This is a genomic window from Pseudonocardia sp. Ae331_Ps2 (genome assembly GCF_001932405.1).
In the GTDB taxonomy this organism is placed as follows: domain Bacteria; phylum Actinomycetota; class Actinomycetes; order Mycobacteriales; family Pseudonocardiaceae; genus Pseudonocardia.
The window spans coordinates 302,083-318,882 of the sequence record NZ_MCIM01000001.1 but is presented as its reverse complement, the minus strand read 5'-3'; the positions used below and the strand labels follow the sequence as shown (position 1 = coordinate 318,882).

Genomic DNA, 16,800 nt, shown 5'->3' with positions numbered 1-16,800 from the left:
TGGGTCGGTGGTCACAACGCCGTCTGGCAGGATCGCCGCCGTGCCCCCGTCGCCGCGCCGCAGCGGACGTCCGCGCGACCCGGACGTCGACCGTCGCGCGCTCGCCGCCGCCCGCGAGGTCTACGGCGAACGCGGCTGGTCAGGGCTGTCGCTGGAGGAGGTGGCCCGCCGGTCGTCGATCGGGAAGGGGTCGCTGTACCTGCGCTGGCCGACCCGGGCCGCGCTGCTGGTGGCCGCGGTGCGCGACCGGGCCCGGTTCGTCGCCGACATCGACACCGGCTCCCTGCGCGAGGACCTGGTGACCTTCGCCGAGCAGTGGACGGCGTTCGCCACCAGTGACGACGGTCGCTTGGTCGAGCGCCTGCTCGTCGACTCCCACCGGGTCCCGGAGATCGCGGCCGCGCTCGCCGACGACGCCTACCCCGAGCACGTCCGCGGCGCCCGGACGATGGTGCGCCGCGGCATCGACCGCGGCGAGCTCCCCGCCGGGACCTCGGTGGCGCTGGTCGCGGACCTGGTCGCGGGGGCTGTGCGCAACCACGTCGCGACCACCCCCGCGCACCTCGCCGCCCGCGACGGCGGCCGCGGCTACGCGGCAGCGGTCGTCGACACCGTCCTGGCCGGGGTACGGGCGCGGGCTCAGCCCTCGCCGTAGGCGGCGGCGATCTCCTGCGGCCCTGCCCACCGGCGGTACGTGGGCCCCTGCGGCCAGCCCTCCGGCGAGTCCTGCCAGACCTCCTGGCGGCCGTAGGGCAGCACGTCGACCAGGGCGAACAGGTGGGAGAGCTGCTCGGTGCCGCGGCCGTCGGTGTGCCAGGTGCGGAAGACGCGGTCGCCGTCGCGCAGGAACACGTTGACCGCGAAGCCGCCGCCGGGTGGCGCGCCGACGTCGGTGCCGAAGCTGCTGTCGGCCGTCGAGTACCAGGTCATGGTGTTGCCGACGCGACGCCGGTAAGCGAGCGCCTCGTCGATCGGGCCCTGGGTGACGATCACGAAGCGGGCGTCGAACTTCTCCAGTCCGGCGAGCCGGGTGAACTGCGAGGTGAACCCGGTGCACCCGCCGCACTGCCACTCGGCGCCGTCGTGCCACATGTGGTGGTAGACGATCAGCTGCGGGTGGCCGTCGAAGATCTCGGCGAGGCGGACGGGGCCGTCCTCACCGTGCAGGACGTAGTCGGGCATCTCGACCATCGGCAGCCGGCGACGTGCCGCGGCGATGGCGTCGAGCTCGCGGGTGGCGGCCTTCTCCCGGACGCGCAGTGCGGCGAGCTCGCGCTCCCAGGTGGCGGTGTCGACGACAGGGGGCAGGGCGGTGGGCGGGGCGGCGGTCGGCTCGGTCATGTGAGAGGTGACCGGTGTCGCTTCCGGAACTCATCGCTCGCCGGCGGGCCCGGTCCGTAGTAGGTGTGCCCGGTGGGTGTCGTGGTGGCCACGGTCCCGTCCGGGGCGCGGGCGACGTGCCAGCCGGGTTGTTCGCGCACGTGGTTGTGGAACTCGCACACCCCGCGCCCGTTCTCCAACGTGGTGGGTCCGCCGTCGGCGGCGCGTTCGATGTGGTCGAGGTGGCGGACGGGGGCGTCGCAGTACGGTTCGGTGCAGCGGTGGCCGGCCCGGGCCCTGACCAGGGTGGCGAGCAGTCCGGTGAAGGTGCGCTTGCGGGAGTCGCCGCCGATCACGACGCCCTGGTCGGTCAGCAACCGGCGCACCGACGTGGCACCGTCGGAGGCGGCGAGCAGCTCGACCGGGACGGGCCCCAGCCCGGGGATCTCCGCCGGGAGCGGCGACCCGGGATCGAGGAGCGCCTGCATCGGCACGGTCACCTGGACCTCCAGGTCGACCGCGGTCGCGGACCTCTGCCCGGTGACGCGTTCGACCAGGGTGTCGGCAGCGACCTGTCCGCGGGTGCGGGTCAGCGGCTCGGGGCTCACCGAGAGTTCGGTGAAGGCCTTCTGCAGGGCGGCGAGGCAGGCCGCACCCTGCTCGACGGGGACGTAGGCGGTCAGGTAGCTCATGGCGTCCGGCGCCGGCCGGAGGGTGACCCGTCGTTCGGCTCTGGCGGCGTGGACGCGGGCGCGGAACCGGTCGGGGACGAGCTCGGCGACCAGCCGCCGGGTCAGCGCGCGGAGCCGGCCGATCCCGAGCCGCGCGAGGTCCCGGTGCGCGGCGAGGCGGGCGTCCACCGCGGCCCGCTGGGCGCCGGTCAGGCCGCGGCACTCGACGGTGACCGCGGCCACCTTCGCGGCGCTGAGCTCGCCGACCACGTGCAGCTCCCGGACGTGGTGCAGCCCGTCGTGCAGGTCACGGGCGTTCGCGACCCGGGCCCGTGCCTCGCCGGTCGGGATCCGGCAGGCCAGCTGGACCTGGGCGACCACACTGCGGTGGAGCTTCCCGGGGTCGGCCCCGTCCCCGGCGGTACCGGCGTCGGCGAGGCGGTTCTCGACGTGGGCACGGGCGAAGGCCCGGACCCGGGTGGCCTGCAGCGCGGCGAGCGAGGCCTGGAGGGACTCGATCTGGCGGACCTGGTCGACCAGCTGGGTCTCGGTGCACCCGGACAGGTCCTCGTGCGCGGCGTCCTGGACGGCGATCTGGGCCAGCAGCAGGTCGACCCGCAGGAACCCGCCCGCGCCCGTACCGGGGCAGTGGGTGGGTGGTTCCTGGACGGCGGTCACGACATCGACGATACTCGAACATGTGTTCGATCCGCTAGTCCGTGGTCGCGAGCCGCGACTGTGATGTCTCAGGACAGTCGCGAGCCGCGACCGGGGCGGGCACGGGGGAGCGGCCTCAGCCCCATTTCTCCCGCACCGAGGTGAAGACCTTCTGCCCGTGGGAGAACTCCACGACGTTGCCGTCCGGATCGGTCAGCTCGCAGATGTACCCCACGGGTCCCGGCATCTGCCGGGGTTCCCAGTGCAGGCACCCCGCGTCCCGGGCGCGGTCGGCTGCGGCGTCGACGTCGTCGCGGGTCGGCACCTCGATCCCCAGGTGGGCGAAGGGTCGCAGCAGCCCCAGCTCGCCGCCCTCGTCGGCGTCGAACGACACCAGGACCAGCACCATCGGCGTCTCGACCTGACCGGCGTTGGACAGCCAGGCGCTCCGCCCGGCGTCGTCGGAGAAGCGCTCGACGACCGTGAGGGGTGTCATCGTCGTGTAGAAGTCGATGGCGGCGTCGAGGTCGCCGGTCGGCAGCGCGACGTGGGTCCACCGCGCCTCGGTCAGATGTGCGTCGGTCACGGGGATTCTCTACCCGACGACGCCGCGGTCGTGCAGCCCGCCGATGGTGCGCTCGTCGAGACCGAGGACGTCGGCGAGCACCTCGTCGGTCTCCCGGCCCAGCTCGGGGGCGGCACCGGCGTCGCCGTGGTCGGCGTCCCACCGGATCGGCGAGCGCGCGGTGATCCCGGTGGCGCCGCCGGGCAGCGCCAGGTCTGCGAGCAGCGGGTGCCCACCCGCGCGGTGCTCGGCGACCACGTGCGTCATGCCCTGGTAGCGGCCCCACAGCACCCGCGCGGTGTTGAGCTCGGACTCGACGGTCGCCGAGTCGCGCGCGGCGAACCACGGCCGCAGCACCGCCGCGATCGTCTCGCGCAGCCGGTAGCGTTCGGTCTCCGAGGACAGGTCGGCGTCGAGCGCGGGCTCCAGGGCGGCGAACACGTCGCCGGTCCCGGTGACCGACACCAGCGCGTTCCACTGCGCCGGGGTCAGCGCGACGACCATCACCCGGTTCCCGTCGGAACAGGCGAAGTCGACGCCGAAGCTGCCGTAGACGTGGTTGCCGTGCCGCGGCCGCTCGTGCCCGCGCTCGGCGGCCTCGGAGAGCCAGCCCAGGTTCGCGACCCCGGCCAGCGCCACGTCGGACAGCGCGATCTCGGAGTACACCCCGGCGCCGGTGCGGGAACGCTGGTACACCCCGGCGAGCACGGCCGTCGCGACCGACATGCCGGTGACCAGGTCCCACGCCGGCAGCACGTGGTTGACCGGGGCCGCGCCCTCCTCGCTGCCGGTGATCTGCGGGATCCCGACCTCGGCGTTGACGGTGTAGTCGACGGCGGGACGGCCGTCCGGGTAGCCCTGCACACGCACGTGCACCAGGTCCGGGCGACGTGCGACGAGCGCGTCGTTGGCCATCCAGCGGCGGCCCACGACGTTGTCGACGAGGACGCCGCGGTCCCGGCCCGGCGCCGTCGCCAGAGCCAGGACGAGCTCGCGGCCCTCGTCGGAGCGCATGTCGATGCTGATCGAGCGCTTGCCCTTGTTCAGCGAGGCCCAGTAGTAGGAGTCGCCGGTGCCGTTCCCGGCGGCGGGCCAGCGACCGTGGTCGGGGCCGCCGCCGAGCGGGTCGACGCGGACGACCGAGGCACCGAGCTGCGCGAGCGTCATGCCACCGGTGGGACCGGCGACGAAACTCGCGCACTCGACGACGTGCAGACCGGAGAGCGGGCGCGACATGTCGACCATCCTGCCCGGGCGTGCGCGGCCGGACGGCTCAGAGGTGGTCGATCAGCCGCTGACGGGCCAGGCGCTCGACCATCTCGGGGAGCGCGGCGGCGGAGACGACGTCGAGGTCGCGGTGCGAGCCGCGTACGACGTGGTCGACGAGGTCCTGGGGGAATCGGCCGGCGAACTCGGCGGTGAGCCGGTCGACGGCGCCCCGGACGGTGGGGTCGGTGACGGGTGGGTGGACGGAGGCCTGCACAGGAATGGTCGATTCGGTTGAGGTGGTGTCCGGTACGCGGCGGAGTGCCGCACCGCGCGGGATCGCGCGGTGCCGGTACGGGGTCGTGGCACCGGCCGTGGCCGGGGCGCCGGGTCGGCGCCTCCCGGGGACGGTCCGGGCGGTTCGTCGGCCGCCGCGGCCGGAGTGTTACCGGGCGCGGTCGACGTGCACCACCATATCGGACATCCTCCTCGCGCGTCGACCGATTACGCCGGCCCCTGCTGATCGCGGTCCAGGTGGACCTCGCGGTCCGGCTCCACCGCGGCGACCCCGGTGACCGCGCGCAGGGCGTCCGGGTCGGCGCAGGTGCCGACGACCACGCCGACCCCCGTGAGCACCTTCTCCACCTGCAATCCGACGGCCGCACAGGCCCGCGCGACGTCGTCGGCGACGTGCCCGTCGGCCACCGACACCAGCAGCCTCCCGGTCGTGGTCATAGGCCCGGGGCCCGGACGAGGCCCGCGCCGACGTCGCCCGAGGGCAGCGGCAGCCGCTGGGCGGCCTGGGTGAGCTGCGTCCACAGGTCCCGCCCGCGGGCGCCGGTGCGCTGCGACCAGAGTGCCGCGATCCCGGAGACGTGCGGGGTGGCCATCGAGGTGCCCGAGATCGTGTTGGTGCGCTGGGGCATCGGCCACGACGAGTAGACGTCCACGCCGGGCCCGGCGATGTCGATCTGCCCGCCCTCGATCGCGGAGCTGGCCGCGGAGAAGTCGGCGATGGCCAGCGCGGCGTCCACCGCGCCGACCGCCATGATCGACGGGCTGTTCGCCGGGACGCCGACGAAACCGACGTTGCCGGTCGAGCGCTCGGCGTTGTTGCCGGCCGCGGCGACGATCAGGGTGCCCGCGTCGAGGGCGCGACGCCCGGCGTTCTCGTAGGCGGGGGAGACCTCGTTCAGGTCCGCGCCCAGCGACATCGACACGATGTGCGCGCCGGAGGAGATCGCCCACTCGATGCCCTCGAGGATGCCGGCGTCGGTGCCGGAGCCGTCGTCGCCGAGCACCTTCCCGACCAGGATCCTCGCCTCGTGGGCGATGCCGTATCGGCGTCCCGAACCCGGCGCGAGCGGCCCGCAGGAGGTGCCGGTGCAGTGCGTGCCGTGTCCCTGCACGTCGGCGACCTCCTGGCCGTCGACGAACGAGCGCGACTCGATCTGCCGGCCGGCGAAGTCGGGGTGGCCGAGGTCGAGGCCGGTGTCGAGGACGGCGACGGTGATCCCGGCGCCGGTCTCGACGGCGACGTCCGCGCCGGTGGCCTGCAGACCCCACGTGACCTGGTCGTTGTCGGCGAACCGGGTCGCGCCGGGTGCGTCCGCGGCCTCCGTCGCGGCGGCGCGCTCGGCCAGGAAGCCCGCCGCGTCGGCGAACCCGCGCAGGTAGTCGGCGCTGGGCCCGGACAGGGCGCGCAGCACGCGTTCGGGCTCCACGGACAGCACCCGGCTGTCGGCCCGCACCGTGCGCAGCCGCGCCGGGTCCAGCTCGGCGACGGCGACGCCGAGCCGGGCGAACAGGGTCGGGTGGGCCACCGGGGCGGCGTCGCGGCTGCTGGTCACCTCGGACAGCCCGGTCAGCTCCGCCACCGCCGAGCGGGTGGTGTCGTGGTCGGTCAGCAGGTCGTCGCTGAGCACCAGCAGGTACCGGCCGGTCAGCGTGCCTGCGGCCCGGCCCGGAACGGCCGCGTGCGGATCCACCATGTCGCCTCCGTCGATCGACGTCTCGGTCACCCATCGTGCCGCAGCGACCGCGCTCCGGCACGGTCTGCGGCCGCCCCGGCGCGTCCGGTCAGGATCTCGGCTCGACGGTGTCCGCCAGCAGCGCCTCGGCGACCACGTGCAGCTTCCGGTTCGTCTCGTGCGAGAGCCGGCGCAGCAGCGTGAACGCCTCGTCGGCGGAGCAGCCGCGCCGGGCCATGAGCGCCCCCTTGGCCTGCTCGATGCTGACGTGCCGGGCGAAACGGGCCCGCAGGTGCGTGTTCTCGGTGTCCAGCGCGCGGGCGAGCGCCGCGGCGGCGAGGTCGCGGCCGTCGGGGCCGGGGCCGAGCAGGCCGGTCACGTCCTCGACGTGGTGCAGCACCCCGACCACTCGTCCGTCCGGGGCCGCCAGCGGGGAGTTCACCGTGACCCACAGCCGTTCGACGAAACCGGGCGTGCCGGTCGCCGCGGGTACGTCGTGGCGCCGGACCGGCAGGTGGTCGCGCTGCCCGAGGCGCAGCACCCGCGACAACGACGCCGTCAGCATCGCGACGCCGTCGGCGCCGGGCCGCCGCGGGTCGTCCGGCAGCGCCTCCGCGAGCGGCTGGCCGGCCAGCTCGTCGGGCGTGCGCAGGGTCGCGGCGCAGAAGGCGCCGTTCGCCCCCACGATCGTGAGCTCGCGGTCGAGGATCGCGTAGGGGGAGCGTGTGGCACGGAACGCGGGATCGTCGCAGCAGGCGCGCAGGATCAGCGCGTCCGAGGACCCGGAAAACATCTCGACCTCCGCCGCGCCGGAACGCGACGGTTCGGCGGATGCCGCAGCGAGCGGCACCGGAGGCCAGGCCCGGCGCGACCGGCAGATGGTGTCTGCGCGGGAACGGTTCCCGGGGGAGACCCGGGATGCCGGGCCGGTTGCTTGACCCTGCGTGCGTGCGCCCGGAACCTGACGGTTCGTGGACGTCGGCGAGAACGTTAAGAGGTCGCGCGGATTGATCACAGCTGGGTCGCGGCCGGGTGTCGATGGTGAGGGGCGGGCACGGGCCTGTCGATCATGAAGTTGTTGACTCTTCGTGATCGTCTGGAGGCCGCGTGCCCGCCCTGCCATCATGGTTGACCGAGCCGTTGTGGGACCAGTTCGCCGCGCTGCTGCCGCCCCGGGGCGAGTTCGATCCCACTCATCCGTGGGGCTGTCACCGCCGCCGGATCGCGGATCGGGTCGTGTTCGACAAGCTCCTGCAGGTGCTGCGGTTCGGCTGCCCGTATCAGGGCGTCTCCGACAGCACCTGCTCGGCGACCACCATCCGCGATCGCCGTGACGAGTGGATCCGGCTCGGGGTCTTCGCCCAGCTACGCCGGATCGCCCTGGACGCCTACGACCGCATCGTCGGCCTGTTGCTTGACGACGTTGCCGTCGACGGCGCCATCACCAAGGCCCCCGGCGGCGGTGAGGTCGCCGGACCGTCACCGGTTGACCGGCGTAAACAGGGCATGAAGCGATCGGTGCTCGTCGAGGGCCATGGCATCCCACTGGGCCGGGTCCTGGCCGGGGCACACCGCCACGACTCCCCGCTACTGGGCCCCACTCTCGACCACCTCGACGCTCTCGGCCCGCTGCCCGACGACATCACCGTGCACCTCGACGCCGGCTATGACTCCGGTAAGACCCGCGACACACTCACCGAACGGGGCCTGCACAGCGAGATCGCGCGCAAGGGCGAGAAAGCACCGATCCAGGCCACCCAACGCTGGCACATCGAGCGCACCAACGCCTGGCACAACAGCTTCAACCGGCTGCAGCGCTGCTACGAACGCCGCGAAACCGTCGTCGACGCGTTCTTCGACCTCGCCGACACCATCATCACACTCCGTAGCCTGATCCGGCAGGCCTGGACCACGCACCGCTGGGACAGCCGACCACACCGCCGCCCATGATCATCCATCAATCCGCGCGACCTCTAAGACAGTGCGTCACGTGTGCTGACAGCGGGTGTCCGATTACGCCGGACGCCGCGTCCGCTGCGTCCGGATGCCGTGACCGGATAGTCCATTCCATATACGAGATTACGGTAGGCTCGCGCCGACCCCACCCGACCGCTTTCCAGGAGCAACGATGCTCGGTCTGATGCAGGACCGTCCGCTGACGCTGCCGCACGTGTTCCACCGTGCCGAGCAGTACTTCGGGCACAAGGAGATCGTCACCGCCACCCCGGCGGGGACGGTCCGCACCACCACGGTCGCCGAGTGGGCCGTACGGACCCGCCGGCTGGCCACCGTGCTCGACACCCTCGGCGTCTCCGCCGACGGCCGGGTCGGGACGTTCTGCTGGAACACCGACCGGCACCTGGAGCTGTACCTGGCGGTGCCGTGCACCGGCCGGGTCCTGCACACGCTCAACCTGCGGTTGTTCCCCGACCAGCTCGTCTACGTGGCCGACCACGCCGAGGACGAGGTCGTGTTCGTCGAGCGCTCCCTGCTCGGCCTGTTCTGGCCGCACGTGGACCGGATGACCACGGTGCGCCACGTCGTCGTCATCGACGACGGCGCGCCGACCGAGATCCCCGACGACCCGCGGATCCGGCTCTACGAGGAGCTCCTGGCCGCGGCCGAGCCCTTCGCGGGCCGGTTCGTCGTCGACGACGAGAACACCGCCGCCGCGATGTGCTACACCTCGGGCACCACCGGCAACCCCAAGGGCGTCGTCTACTCGCACCGCTCGACGCTGCTGCACTCGCTCGCGACGTTGTTCGCCGACGGTGTCGGGCTCCGCGAGCGCGAAGTGGTCCTGCCGGTCGTCCCGATGTTCCACGCCAACGCCTGGGGCCTGCCCTACGGCTGCCTGCTGGCCGGTACCTCGCTCGTGCTGCCCGGCCCCGGGATGACCCCGGACGCGCTGCTGTCACTGATCCAGGATCACCGGGTCACCGTCGCGGCGGGCGTCCCGACGATCTGGATGGGCCTGCTGCCCAAGCTCGGCGACTACGACTGCTCGTCGCTGCGGGTCCTGCTCTGCGGCGGCTCGGCGGTGCCGAAGTCCCTGTCCGAGGGCTTCCGTGCCGCAATCGGATTGCCGGTCCTGCAGGGCTGGGGGATGACCGAGACCTCGCCGGTGGCGACCCTGGGTGTGCTGCGCTCCCAGCACGACGACCTCTCCGACGACGAGAAGGCCACCGTGCGGGCGCTGCAGGGCCCGCCGGTCCCGCTCGTCGACCTGCGGATCGCCGACCCCGAGACCGGCGCCGAGCAGCCCTGGGACGGCACCAGCACCGGCGAGGTGCAGGTGGCGGGCCCGTGGATCGCCTCGGAGTACTACCGCGGCGAGGGCGGCGGCACGCAGTTCACCGCCGACGGCTGGCTGCGCACCGGTGACGTCGCCGTCGTCGACGGCCTGGGCTACGTCAAGCTCGTCGACCGCACCAAGGACCTGGTCAAGTCCGGTGGCGAGTGGATCAGCTCGGTGGAGCTGGAGAACGAGATCATGGCGCACCCGAAGGTCGCCGAGGCCGCGGTCATCGCGATCCCGCACGAGCGCTGGGTGGAGCGCCCGATGGCGTGCGTCGTGGTGAAGGACGGCGAGACCCTCACCGCCGACGAGCTCATCGCGTTCCTCACCGACCGGGTGGCCAAGTGGTGGCTCCCCGACGCCGTCGAGTTCATCGACGAGGTGCCCAAGACGAGCGTCGGGAAGTTCTCGAAGAAGACACTGCGGGAGAAGTTCGAGGGCTACCGGGTGGCCGCACCCGACGCCGGCTGACGGCGCGTACCAGCGGAAACGCCATCCGTCGGCCCCGGCCCCGTCCGTGGGTGTCCGGGGCCGACCGGTGCCGTGTGTGGGCGTCCACGGAACACTGACGGAACAGTGAGTCGGCCCCGTGACTCATGTAGACGGTCCGTCCAGGAGTGCCGCGATCCGCGCGTTGTGGGTCGCCCGCTCGCCGTCGATGCACTTATCGACGCCGACCGGGAGCCGTTCGAGATGACCCGCTTCGTGATGCGCGCCGACTCCGCCGCTCTGGACTAGGAAATGCCGGTGGAGGACCGATGACCGAGTCAGCGCGCGCCGTCCGCGAACGGCAGGACAGTGATCTTCCTGTGCTCGCCGCAGTGCTGGAGCGGGTCTACGCCCATGATGGGTACATGGTGGAGGGGATCGCTGATCCTCTGGCGTGGCTGGCGCACCCGTAGGAGATCTGGAGCTGGAACGCCGTCGTCGATGACGTCCAGGTCGGGCAGGTCACGGTCGCCGAGGCGCAGCCGGACGACGACGCGGCGCCCGCCTGGATCAAGAATACCGGCGGCCACGTCACCGACATCGCCGTCATGGCCCGACTGTTCCTGGACCCGGGGCATCGCGGGGCGGGCCTCGCGGGCTTCCTGATCCTCGCCCTGCGACACCACGCGCAGCTCATCGGCTGGACCGTGGTCGTCATGGCCAAGGACGCCGCTGCCGTCGGGTTCTACGACCGCTCCGGAGCCGAGCGCAGCGCCGAGGTCACCCACCGGTCCGGCGACGGCCTCACCGAGCCCGCACTGGTCTACATCTTTCCCGGCCCCGCTCGTCGCAGGCTAATCGCTAGTTCCGCTACCTCTGGAAATATGCCACGCTTGCCGAGTGCACAAGTACGTAGGCTCTGGTCCGTACTGCTATGCAAACTCCATATGCATGGCTGCGACTGACGAAATGCTATCGCCCGACCTGGTTGAAGTCTTATCGGGGTCTGCGTTTGGATTTGAGCTTGTTGACGACCGACCGCTTTTCAATCCTCCAGGCTGGACCCCGTTGAGGGGAATCAGTCAGGCGCTTCGGATTCTCGGGTTCGATTATCTGACTGAAAGTTTCGAGTCGCGCGAATCCGGACTGCTGCGCCTACGTGAACTCCTGGTCTCGGGCCTGGTGATTGTGGGTCCGCTCGACATGGGAATGCTCGGATATCACCCCGGTGCTGAAGGGCCGATTGGTGCAGACCACTATGTGGTCGCAGTGGATATCAATGAGTCTACGATCGTAGTCCACGACCCAGATGGATTCCCCTACGCGCATCTCCCGGTTAGCACGCTTCTCGACTGCTGGGGTAGTCACTCGCTCCCTTATAGCTCAGAGGTGCGTCATCTATGGGCCAGAATCGGCCGTGAAGACCCTGCTGTGAGTCGAGGCGAAGCTGTTCGTGCTTTCGTCTGCGAGATTCCTCATCATTACATTTTCGCTGCTGATGGCGAGCTGAGCTCGGCCCGCCACATGCGAGATTTCGCGCAACGAATAGCTGCAGACGGTGCGGGCGACGCGATCCGTATGCTGGCGCACTTCTCGCTACGTGTCGGGGCTCGTCGCCGCCTTGACGCGGCAAATGAGGTGTTCTCAGTAGCGGGTTGATCATGTCGTGCGGTCGTACTCGGTGTGGAGTAGTACGAGCGCAGCTGCGGTGATCGCGCCGGTGCGCCAGGGACATAGCGTGACTCGCCGCAACGCGGCGAAGGTGGTCTTGAGCAGGGCGTTTCCGCGTTCGGCCAGAGCACGAAGGGCTGAGTGCAGGGTGTTGACGGTGCGCTGGTTGACCGTCTGCCCGCGGCCGGGGGCGAGTTTGATGGGCACGGTGAGCCGGTCGGCTTCGCCTTCGTAGCCGAGGTCGCCCAGCGCGGCGTGGGTGTCGTCGGTGAACGCGGCCAGGCCCTCGAGCAGCCCGGGGTGGGTACGGGCGCAGCGGGTGTCGTGCTCGCGGCCCGGCCGCACGTCGCTGGTCCATAGCGGCCATCCATCAGGTGCGGTGAGGACCTGGATGTTCCCGCCGTGGCGGCGGTGCTTGCCCGACCACCACAGGTCGACCCCGGGGGTGAGGCCGAGCGCGCGGCACCGGTCGGTGGCGATCAGGGTGCCGTCGAGATTCACGTGGGTGTGCCCGGCTGTGCGGGCGGCGAGCAGGGCTCCGTGCAGGCCGGGTGCGGCCGCGGCGAGGACGTCGATGCCTTCGTGCAGGTAACGGTAGGCCGTTGCAGTGCTGATCGCGTTGTCACCGGCCAAACATCGGACCCGGGTAGCATCACAGAACCAGCGGATCACCAGCACTGCCTGGGCGAACGGGGTCAACGCCCGCCGCCGGGTGCCACGTCGACGGCGTTGAAGGACCAGGAGCCGCGCCAGATAGGCCACGGTGCGCTCCCCGATCGGGAGGACAGCGGTGTAGGTGACAGGATCAGACATGCAGGACCTCGGTGACGGTGTCGATCTGTGCTGGACCGAACCGATCTACCGGGGTCCTGCCCCGTTCCCGCTCATCTCACCACCCTCGGCGTGTCGCCACGACCTGCCACCCCGCTACTGAGAACACCTCATTGCGTCGCCGAGGCTCTCCGGCTATGCCTCGCCGGGCTACGAGCCGCCTCGTCCGCACGGCCGGGAACCGACCGCCGTGGAGGACGACGTGTTCGCCCTCGGCGTCGTCCTGCACGAGCTCTACGGCGGCCGGTTGGTACCGGGGGCCCACGGGGCTGCGTTGGTGGGGCGAGCGTGGCGGGCCTCGGCGGACCTGCAACGGCTGCTCCAGGCCATGCGGGACCGTCGGCGATGGCGGCGTCCACACCTGGTCGAGGTGATCGATCGCGTCCGCCGCGACCCGCTCCCGGCCTGCTGACGGCCGTGCGCCCGCCCGTGCCCGTGAGCACGGATCGGGCGCCCCCGGGGCGGTGTGGGACCGGCTCCGTGGCACCCCGGCTCCGCTGCCTAGACTCCCGACGGTCGGTGGGATCGGACGGAGTGAGGAGCGCGGGTGAGCGAGACGATCAAGGTGGCGGTCCTCGGCGCGAAGGGCCGGATGGGCAGCGAGGTGTGCCGGGCGGTCGAGGCCGCCGAGGACACCGAGCTGGTCGCCGCGCTGGACGCGGGCGACGACCTGTCCGCCCTCGACGGCGCCGACGTCGCCGTCGACTTCACCCACCCCGGCGCCGCGATCGCCAACATCCGCGAGTGCCTGGCGCGCGGGGTCGCCCCGGTCGTCGGGACCAGCGGCTTCGACGCCGCCAAGTTCGACGAGGTCCGCGCGATCCTCGACGAGCACGGCTCGGGCAGCGTGCTCGTCGCCCCGAACTTCGGGGTCGGCGCGGTGCTGATGATGCACTTCGCGGCGCAGGCCGCCCGCTTCTTCGACTCCGCCGAGGTCATCGAGCTGCACCACGCCGGCAAGGTCGACGCCCCGTCCGGCACCGCCGCGCGGACCGCGTCGGTGATCGGCGCGGCGCGGCGCGAGGCCGGTCTCGGCGAGGTTCCCGACGCCACCACCGACGACCCGCACGGCGCCCGTGGCGCGGTCGTCGAGGGCATCCACGTGCACGCGGTCCGGATGCCCGGGCTGATCGCGCACCAGGAGGTCGTCCTCGGCACCGACGGTGAGGTGTTCACCCTGCGCCACGACTCGATGAACCGGACCAGCTTCATGCCGGGCGTGCTGCTCGCGGTGAGTGCCGTACGCGAGCGCCCGGGGCTGACGATCGGGCTGGAGCCGCTGCTCGGGCTCGGATGAGTCCTCAGTCGACCAGGTGCAGGTCCAGCGTCCCGGCGTGGCGGACCTCGCGCAGCGTCGAGGATCCGGTGTCCAGCGTGCGCACCGCGCCGTCGGGCGCCCAGCCGGCGCGGCTGTAGAAGTTCCGTGAGGCGGTGTCGGCCTCGGGCACCCAGGTGCGCCCGGTGTCCGAGCCGGACGCCCGCAGCGCGGCCGCCACGGCGGCGAGCAGCCGCCCGCCGTGCCCGCGCCTGCCCCAGCGCGGCTCCACCAGCAGCGTGCTGACCTCGGCGATCGTCAGACCGTCGGCCCCGGCGTAGCGGGCGGCGGCGGCGAACCCGACGGTCTCGTCCCCCTCGACGGCGACGAACAGGTGGTAGCCGTCGCCGGCGTGCACGGCGTCGCTCCAGTGCGAGCGCGCGGCGTCCGAGGTGAGTCCCGCGAACGCCTCCTCGGGCAGCAGCCCGGCGTAGGCGGTGCGCCAGGTGCGGTCCTGGATCGCCATGATCGCGCCCACGTCGTCGTCGGTGGCGGGGCGGACGGTCGCGGTGGCCATGGGTCATGCCTACCGTGCGACCCCGCGGGCCACGTCACCGCCCGGGTCCACAGCGGGTCCACAGGGCGGTGCGATCCGGGGCCCATGTCCGGTTCCTACCGTCGTTCTCGTTCCGCACGACAGTCCCGCACGACGACGCACCGGAGGACCCGCCATGCCGCGCTACCAGGGCCGTGCCCTGCCCCGCCCCGCCGACGAGGTCGTCGACCAGGGTCTCGGGTTCGACCTCGGCACCCTGCTCAGCAGGCGCCGCATGCTGGCCGTGCTCGGCGTCGGCGCCGTCACCGCCGGGCTCGCGGCCTGCGGCACCGCGGCCCCGTCGGCGACGACCGCGACCTCGACCGGCGAGATCCCGGACGAGACGGCGGGCCCGTACCCCGGCGACGGCTCCAACGGCGCGAACGTGCTCACCGAGTCCGGGGTGGTGCGCAGCGACATCCGGTCGAGCTTCGGCACCGGCTCGGCGACCGCGGCCGGAGTGCCGATGACCCTGGAGCTCACGATCACCGACATGGCCGCCGCCGGCATGGCCGGTGCCGCGGTCTACGTCTGGCACTGCGACCGGGAAGGCCGGTACTCCCTGTACTCCGAGGGGCTGGAGGCCGAGAACTACCTGCGGGGGGTCCAGGTCGCCGGCAGCGACGGGGCGGTGCGCTTCACCAGCATCGTCCCGGCCTGCTATGACGGCCGCTGGCCGCACATCCACTTCGAGGTGTACCCCGCGCAGGCCGACATCACCGACGCCGGCAACGCGGTCGCCACCTCCCAGGTGGCCCTCCCGCAGGACGTGTGCGCCGCCGTCTACGCCACCGCCGGCTACGAGCAGTCGGTCACCAACCTGGCGAAGGTCTCGCTCGCCTCCGACAACGTCTTCGGCGACGACGGCGGGGCCCTGCAGCTCGCCACGGTCACCGGCGACCCGACCTCGGGCTACACGGTCGCGCTGACCGCAGCCGTCGACGTCACCACCCAGCCGGACGCGGGAGCCGCCCCGGGCGGTGGCCGGCCGGGTGCCGGTGGCCCCCCGCCCGGCAGCTGACCGGCCGGAGGTCACCCGACGCCGTGCCGGATCCTGTCGGTGCCCCGTGGCAGCATCCCGGCCGTGCGCACGATCTCCGCCGACGTCGCCCGTCGGACCTTCCTCGCGGCCCAGGGCTTCACCGATCCACGGCCGTCCGGGCCGGTCACCCGCCGCCACCTCGGCCGGGTGCTCGACCGGGTGAAGCTGCTCCAGCTCGACTCGGTCAACATCGCGGTGCGCGCGCACTACATGCCGCTGTTCAGCAGGCTCGGTGCCTACCCCACCGCCCTCCTCGACGACGCGGCCTGGTCACCGAGCGCGCGGCGACCGCGCCTGCTGGCGGAGACCTGGGCGCACGAGGCGAGTCTGGTCCCGGTCCAGGACATGCCGCTGCTCTCCCACGAGGCGCTGCCGCGGCGCTGGTGGAAGCACTACGGCCCGCTGCTGGAGAAGCACCCGTCCCTGGCGGGGGACATCCTCGACGTGGTGGCGGAGTCCGGGCCGCTGGGCGCCGGTGCGATCGAGAAGGCGCTCGCTCCGCACGGGCGGGCCGGTGAGGTGCGCCCGCGCCCGCCGGGGGCAACCTGGTGGGAGCGGTCGGAGGTCAAGCGGGTCTGCGAGTACCTGTTCGCCGTCGGCGAGCTGGCGGTCGGCACGCGTGTGCACTTCGAGCGCCGCTACGACCTGCCCTCGCGGGTGCTGCCGCCGGAGATCCTCGCGCTGCCCGCCCCCGACCCGGCCGACGCGGCGCGTGAGCTCGTCGCGCGGTCCGCCTCCGCACTGGGGGTCGGTACCGAGACCGACCTGCGCGACTACTACCGGCTCGGCCCGGAACGCACCCGCACCGCGATCGCCGAGCTGGTCGACGCGGGTGCCCTGGAGCCGGTGGGCGTGCGCGGCTGGGACCGGCCCGCCTACCGCGACCCGGCCGCCCGGGTGCCGCGCACGGTGATCGGGCGGGCGCTGCTGTGTCCGTTCGACCCGCTGGTCTGGGAGCGTGGCCGGACCGAGCGGATCTTCGGATTCCGCTACCGCATCGAGATCTACGTGCCGGAGCCGAAGCGGGAGTACGGCTACTACGTCTTCCCGTTCCTGCTCGACGGCGAGCTCGTCGGCCGGGTCGACCTCAAGGCCGACCGGGCGGCCGGCGTGCTGCGGGTGCCCGGGGCGTTCGCCGAGCCCGGGGCGACCGCCCCGCGCCCGCGGATCGCCGCCGAGCTGGCCGGTGAGCTCGCGACGATGGCGGGCTGGCTCGGGCTCGACGGCGTCGCCGTGGGGGAGCGGGGCGACCTGGCCGCGCAGCTGCGTGCCGAGGTCGCCGCCCGCTGA

Annotated in this window: 19 protein-coding genes; 9 read left to right on the top strand and 10 right to left on the bottom strand. The window is 72.5% G+C overall.

All coding sequences use genetic code 11. The features are described 5' to 3' along the window. The first annotated feature begins 40 nt into the window (after positions 1–40). Positions 41–655: a TetR/AcrR family transcriptional regulator gene (locus Ae331Ps2_RS01560; protein WP_020622439.1), complete on the top strand. Its 615-nt coding sequence runs from the start codon at positions 41–43 to the stop codon at positions 653–655. Here Ae331Ps2_RS01560 and Ae331Ps2_RS01555 read toward each other — a convergent pair. The 8 genes from Ae331Ps2_RS01555 to Ae331Ps2_RS32950 form a co-directional block, all read right to left on the bottom strand. Continuing rightward, a complete protein-coding gene (locus Ae331Ps2_RS01555; RefSeq protein ID WP_075311226.1) occupies positions 640–1,341 on the bottom strand; it encodes a DUF899 family protein in 702 nt (233 codons plus the stop codon). The two genes, Ae331Ps2_RS01560 and Ae331Ps2_RS01555, sit on opposite strands and share 16 nt — an antisense overlap. After that, on the bottom strand, positions 1,338–2,669 hold the full coding sequence (locus Ae331Ps2_RS01550) for a DUF222 domain-containing protein (protein WP_075311228.1): 1,332 nt from the start codon (positions 2,667–2,669) through the stop codon (positions 1,338–1,340). The genes Ae331Ps2_RS01555 and Ae331Ps2_RS01550 overlap by 4 nt, the downstream gene beginning before the upstream one ends. A gap of 115 nt (positions 2,670–2,784) precedes the next feature. After that, positions 2,785–3,234 carry a VOC family protein gene (locus tag Ae331Ps2_RS01545; protein WP_075311230.1) on the bottom strand — a complete coding sequence of 150 codons (450 nt, stop codon included), beginning with the start codon at positions 3,232–3,234 and terminating at the stop codon, positions 2,785–2,787. A gap of 9 nt (positions 3,235–3,243) precedes the next feature. Next, complete coding sequence (locus Ae331Ps2_RS01540; RefSeq protein ID WP_075313008.1) at positions 3,244–4,449, bottom strand: CoA transferase; 1,206 nt, start codon at positions 4,447–4,449, stop codon at positions 3,244–3,246. Positions 4,450–4,486: 37 nt separating this feature from the next. Continuing rightward, positions 4,487–4,696, bottom strand: a complete 210-nt coding sequence (locus tag Ae331Ps2_RS01535) for a hypothetical protein (protein ID WP_020622443.1) — start codon at positions 4,694–4,696, stop codon at positions 4,487–4,489. Positions 4,697–4,923: 227 nt separating this feature from the next. Beyond that, complete coding sequence (locus Ae331Ps2_RS01530) at positions 4,924–5,154, bottom strand: hypothetical protein (RefSeq protein ID WP_020622444.1); 231 nt, start codon at positions 5,152–5,154, stop codon at positions 4,924–4,926. Beyond that, positions 5,151–6,410 carry a S8 family serine peptidase gene (locus Ae331Ps2_RS01525; protein ID WP_083696130.1) on the bottom strand — a complete coding sequence of 420 codons (1,260 nt, stop codon included), beginning with the start codon at positions 6,408–6,410 and terminating at the stop codon, positions 5,151–5,153. Before Ae331Ps2_RS01525 ends, Ae331Ps2_RS01530 begins: the two co-directional genes overlap by 4 nt. Before the next feature lie 88 nt (positions 6,411–6,498). Next, positions 6,499–7,182 carry an ANTAR domain-containing protein gene (locus tag Ae331Ps2_RS32950; protein WP_075313012.1) on the bottom strand — a complete coding sequence of 228 codons (684 nt, stop codon included), beginning with the start codon at positions 7,180–7,182 and terminating at the stop codon, positions 6,499–6,501. Between the two features lie 314 nt (positions 7,183–7,496). On the opposite strand from Ae331Ps2_RS32950, the gene Ae331Ps2_RS01515 reads away from it, so the two are divergent. The 4 genes from Ae331Ps2_RS01515 to Ae331Ps2_RS30900 all read left to right on the top strand — a co-directional run bounded on the left by Ae331Ps2_RS01515 (position 7,497) and on the right by Ae331Ps2_RS30900 (position 11,775). Beyond that, the gene (locus Ae331Ps2_RS01515) at positions 7,497–8,339 is read left to right on the top strand and encodes an IS5 family transposase (protein WP_075305978.1); all 843 of its coding nucleotides are present in this window, start codon (positions 7,497–7,499) and stop codon (positions 8,337–8,339) included. Between the two features lie 178 nt (positions 8,340–8,517). Next, complete coding sequence (locus Ae331Ps2_RS01510) at positions 8,518–10,158, top strand: long-chain fatty acid--CoA ligase (RefSeq protein WP_075311232.1); 1,641 nt, start codon at positions 8,518–8,520, stop codon at positions 10,156–10,158. Between the two features lie 434 nt (positions 10,159–10,592). Continuing rightward, the gene (locus Ae331Ps2_RS34110; protein ID WP_369804878.1) at positions 10,593–11,081 is read left to right on the top strand and encodes a GNAT family N-acetyltransferase; all 489 of its coding nucleotides are present in this window, start codon (positions 10,593–10,595) and stop codon (positions 11,079–11,081) included. Further along, positions 11,068–11,775, top strand: coding sequence for a hypothetical protein (locus Ae331Ps2_RS30900; protein WP_139318967.1), 708 nt, complete (start codon positions 11,068–11,070; stop codon positions 11,773–11,775). The genes Ae331Ps2_RS34110 and Ae331Ps2_RS30900 overlap by 14 nt, the downstream gene beginning before the upstream one ends. Here Ae331Ps2_RS30900 and Ae331Ps2_RS01500 read toward each other — a convergent pair whose 3' ends face one another. Then, positions 11,776–12,600 carry a transposase family protein gene (locus Ae331Ps2_RS01500; RefSeq protein WP_075313133.1) on the bottom strand — a complete coding sequence of 275 codons (825 nt, stop codon included), beginning with the start codon at positions 12,598–12,600 and terminating at the stop codon, positions 11,776–11,778. It lies immediately after the preceding gene. 208 nt (positions 12,601–12,808) lie between these two features. Here Ae331Ps2_RS01500 and Ae331Ps2_RS01495 point away from each other — a divergent pair, with 208 nt between their 5' ends. Further along, complete coding sequence (locus Ae331Ps2_RS01495) at positions 12,809–13,030, top strand: hypothetical protein (protein ID WP_075311236.1); 222 nt, start codon at positions 12,809–12,811, stop codon at positions 13,028–13,030. A 135-nt stretch (positions 13,031–13,165) separates the two neighbouring features. Beyond that, positions 13,166–13,915 carry a 4-hydroxy-tetrahydrodipicolinate reductase gene (gene dapB, locus Ae331Ps2_RS01490; RefSeq protein WP_075311238.1) on the top strand — a complete coding sequence of 250 codons (750 nt, stop codon included), beginning with the start codon at positions 13,166–13,168 and terminating at the stop codon, positions 13,913–13,915. 4 nt (positions 13,916–13,919) lie between these two features. On the opposite strand, the gene Ae331Ps2_RS01485 is transcribed toward dapB, so the two are convergent. After that, positions 13,920–14,450 (bottom strand): GNAT family N-acetyltransferase, encoded by a 531-nt coding sequence (locus Ae331Ps2_RS01485; RefSeq protein WP_075311240.1) that lies wholly within the window; start codon positions 14,448–14,450, stop codon positions 13,920–13,922. A 154-nt stretch (positions 14,451–14,604) separates the two neighbouring features. Between Ae331Ps2_RS01485 and Ae331Ps2_RS01480 the strand changes: the two genes are divergently transcribed. Together Ae331Ps2_RS01480 and Ae331Ps2_RS01475 are read left to right on the top strand one after the other, a co-directional pair. Continuing rightward, positions 14,605–15,489, top strand: coding sequence for a 3,4-dioxygenase subunit beta (locus tag Ae331Ps2_RS01480; protein ID WP_075311242.1), 885 nt, complete (start codon positions 14,605–14,607; stop codon positions 15,487–15,489). 63 nt (positions 15,490–15,552) lie between these two features. Next, positions 15,553–16,800, top strand: coding sequence for a winged helix-turn-helix domain-containing protein (locus tag Ae331Ps2_RS01475; RefSeq protein ID WP_075313014.1), 1,248 nt, complete (start codon positions 15,553–15,555; stop codon positions 16,798–16,800).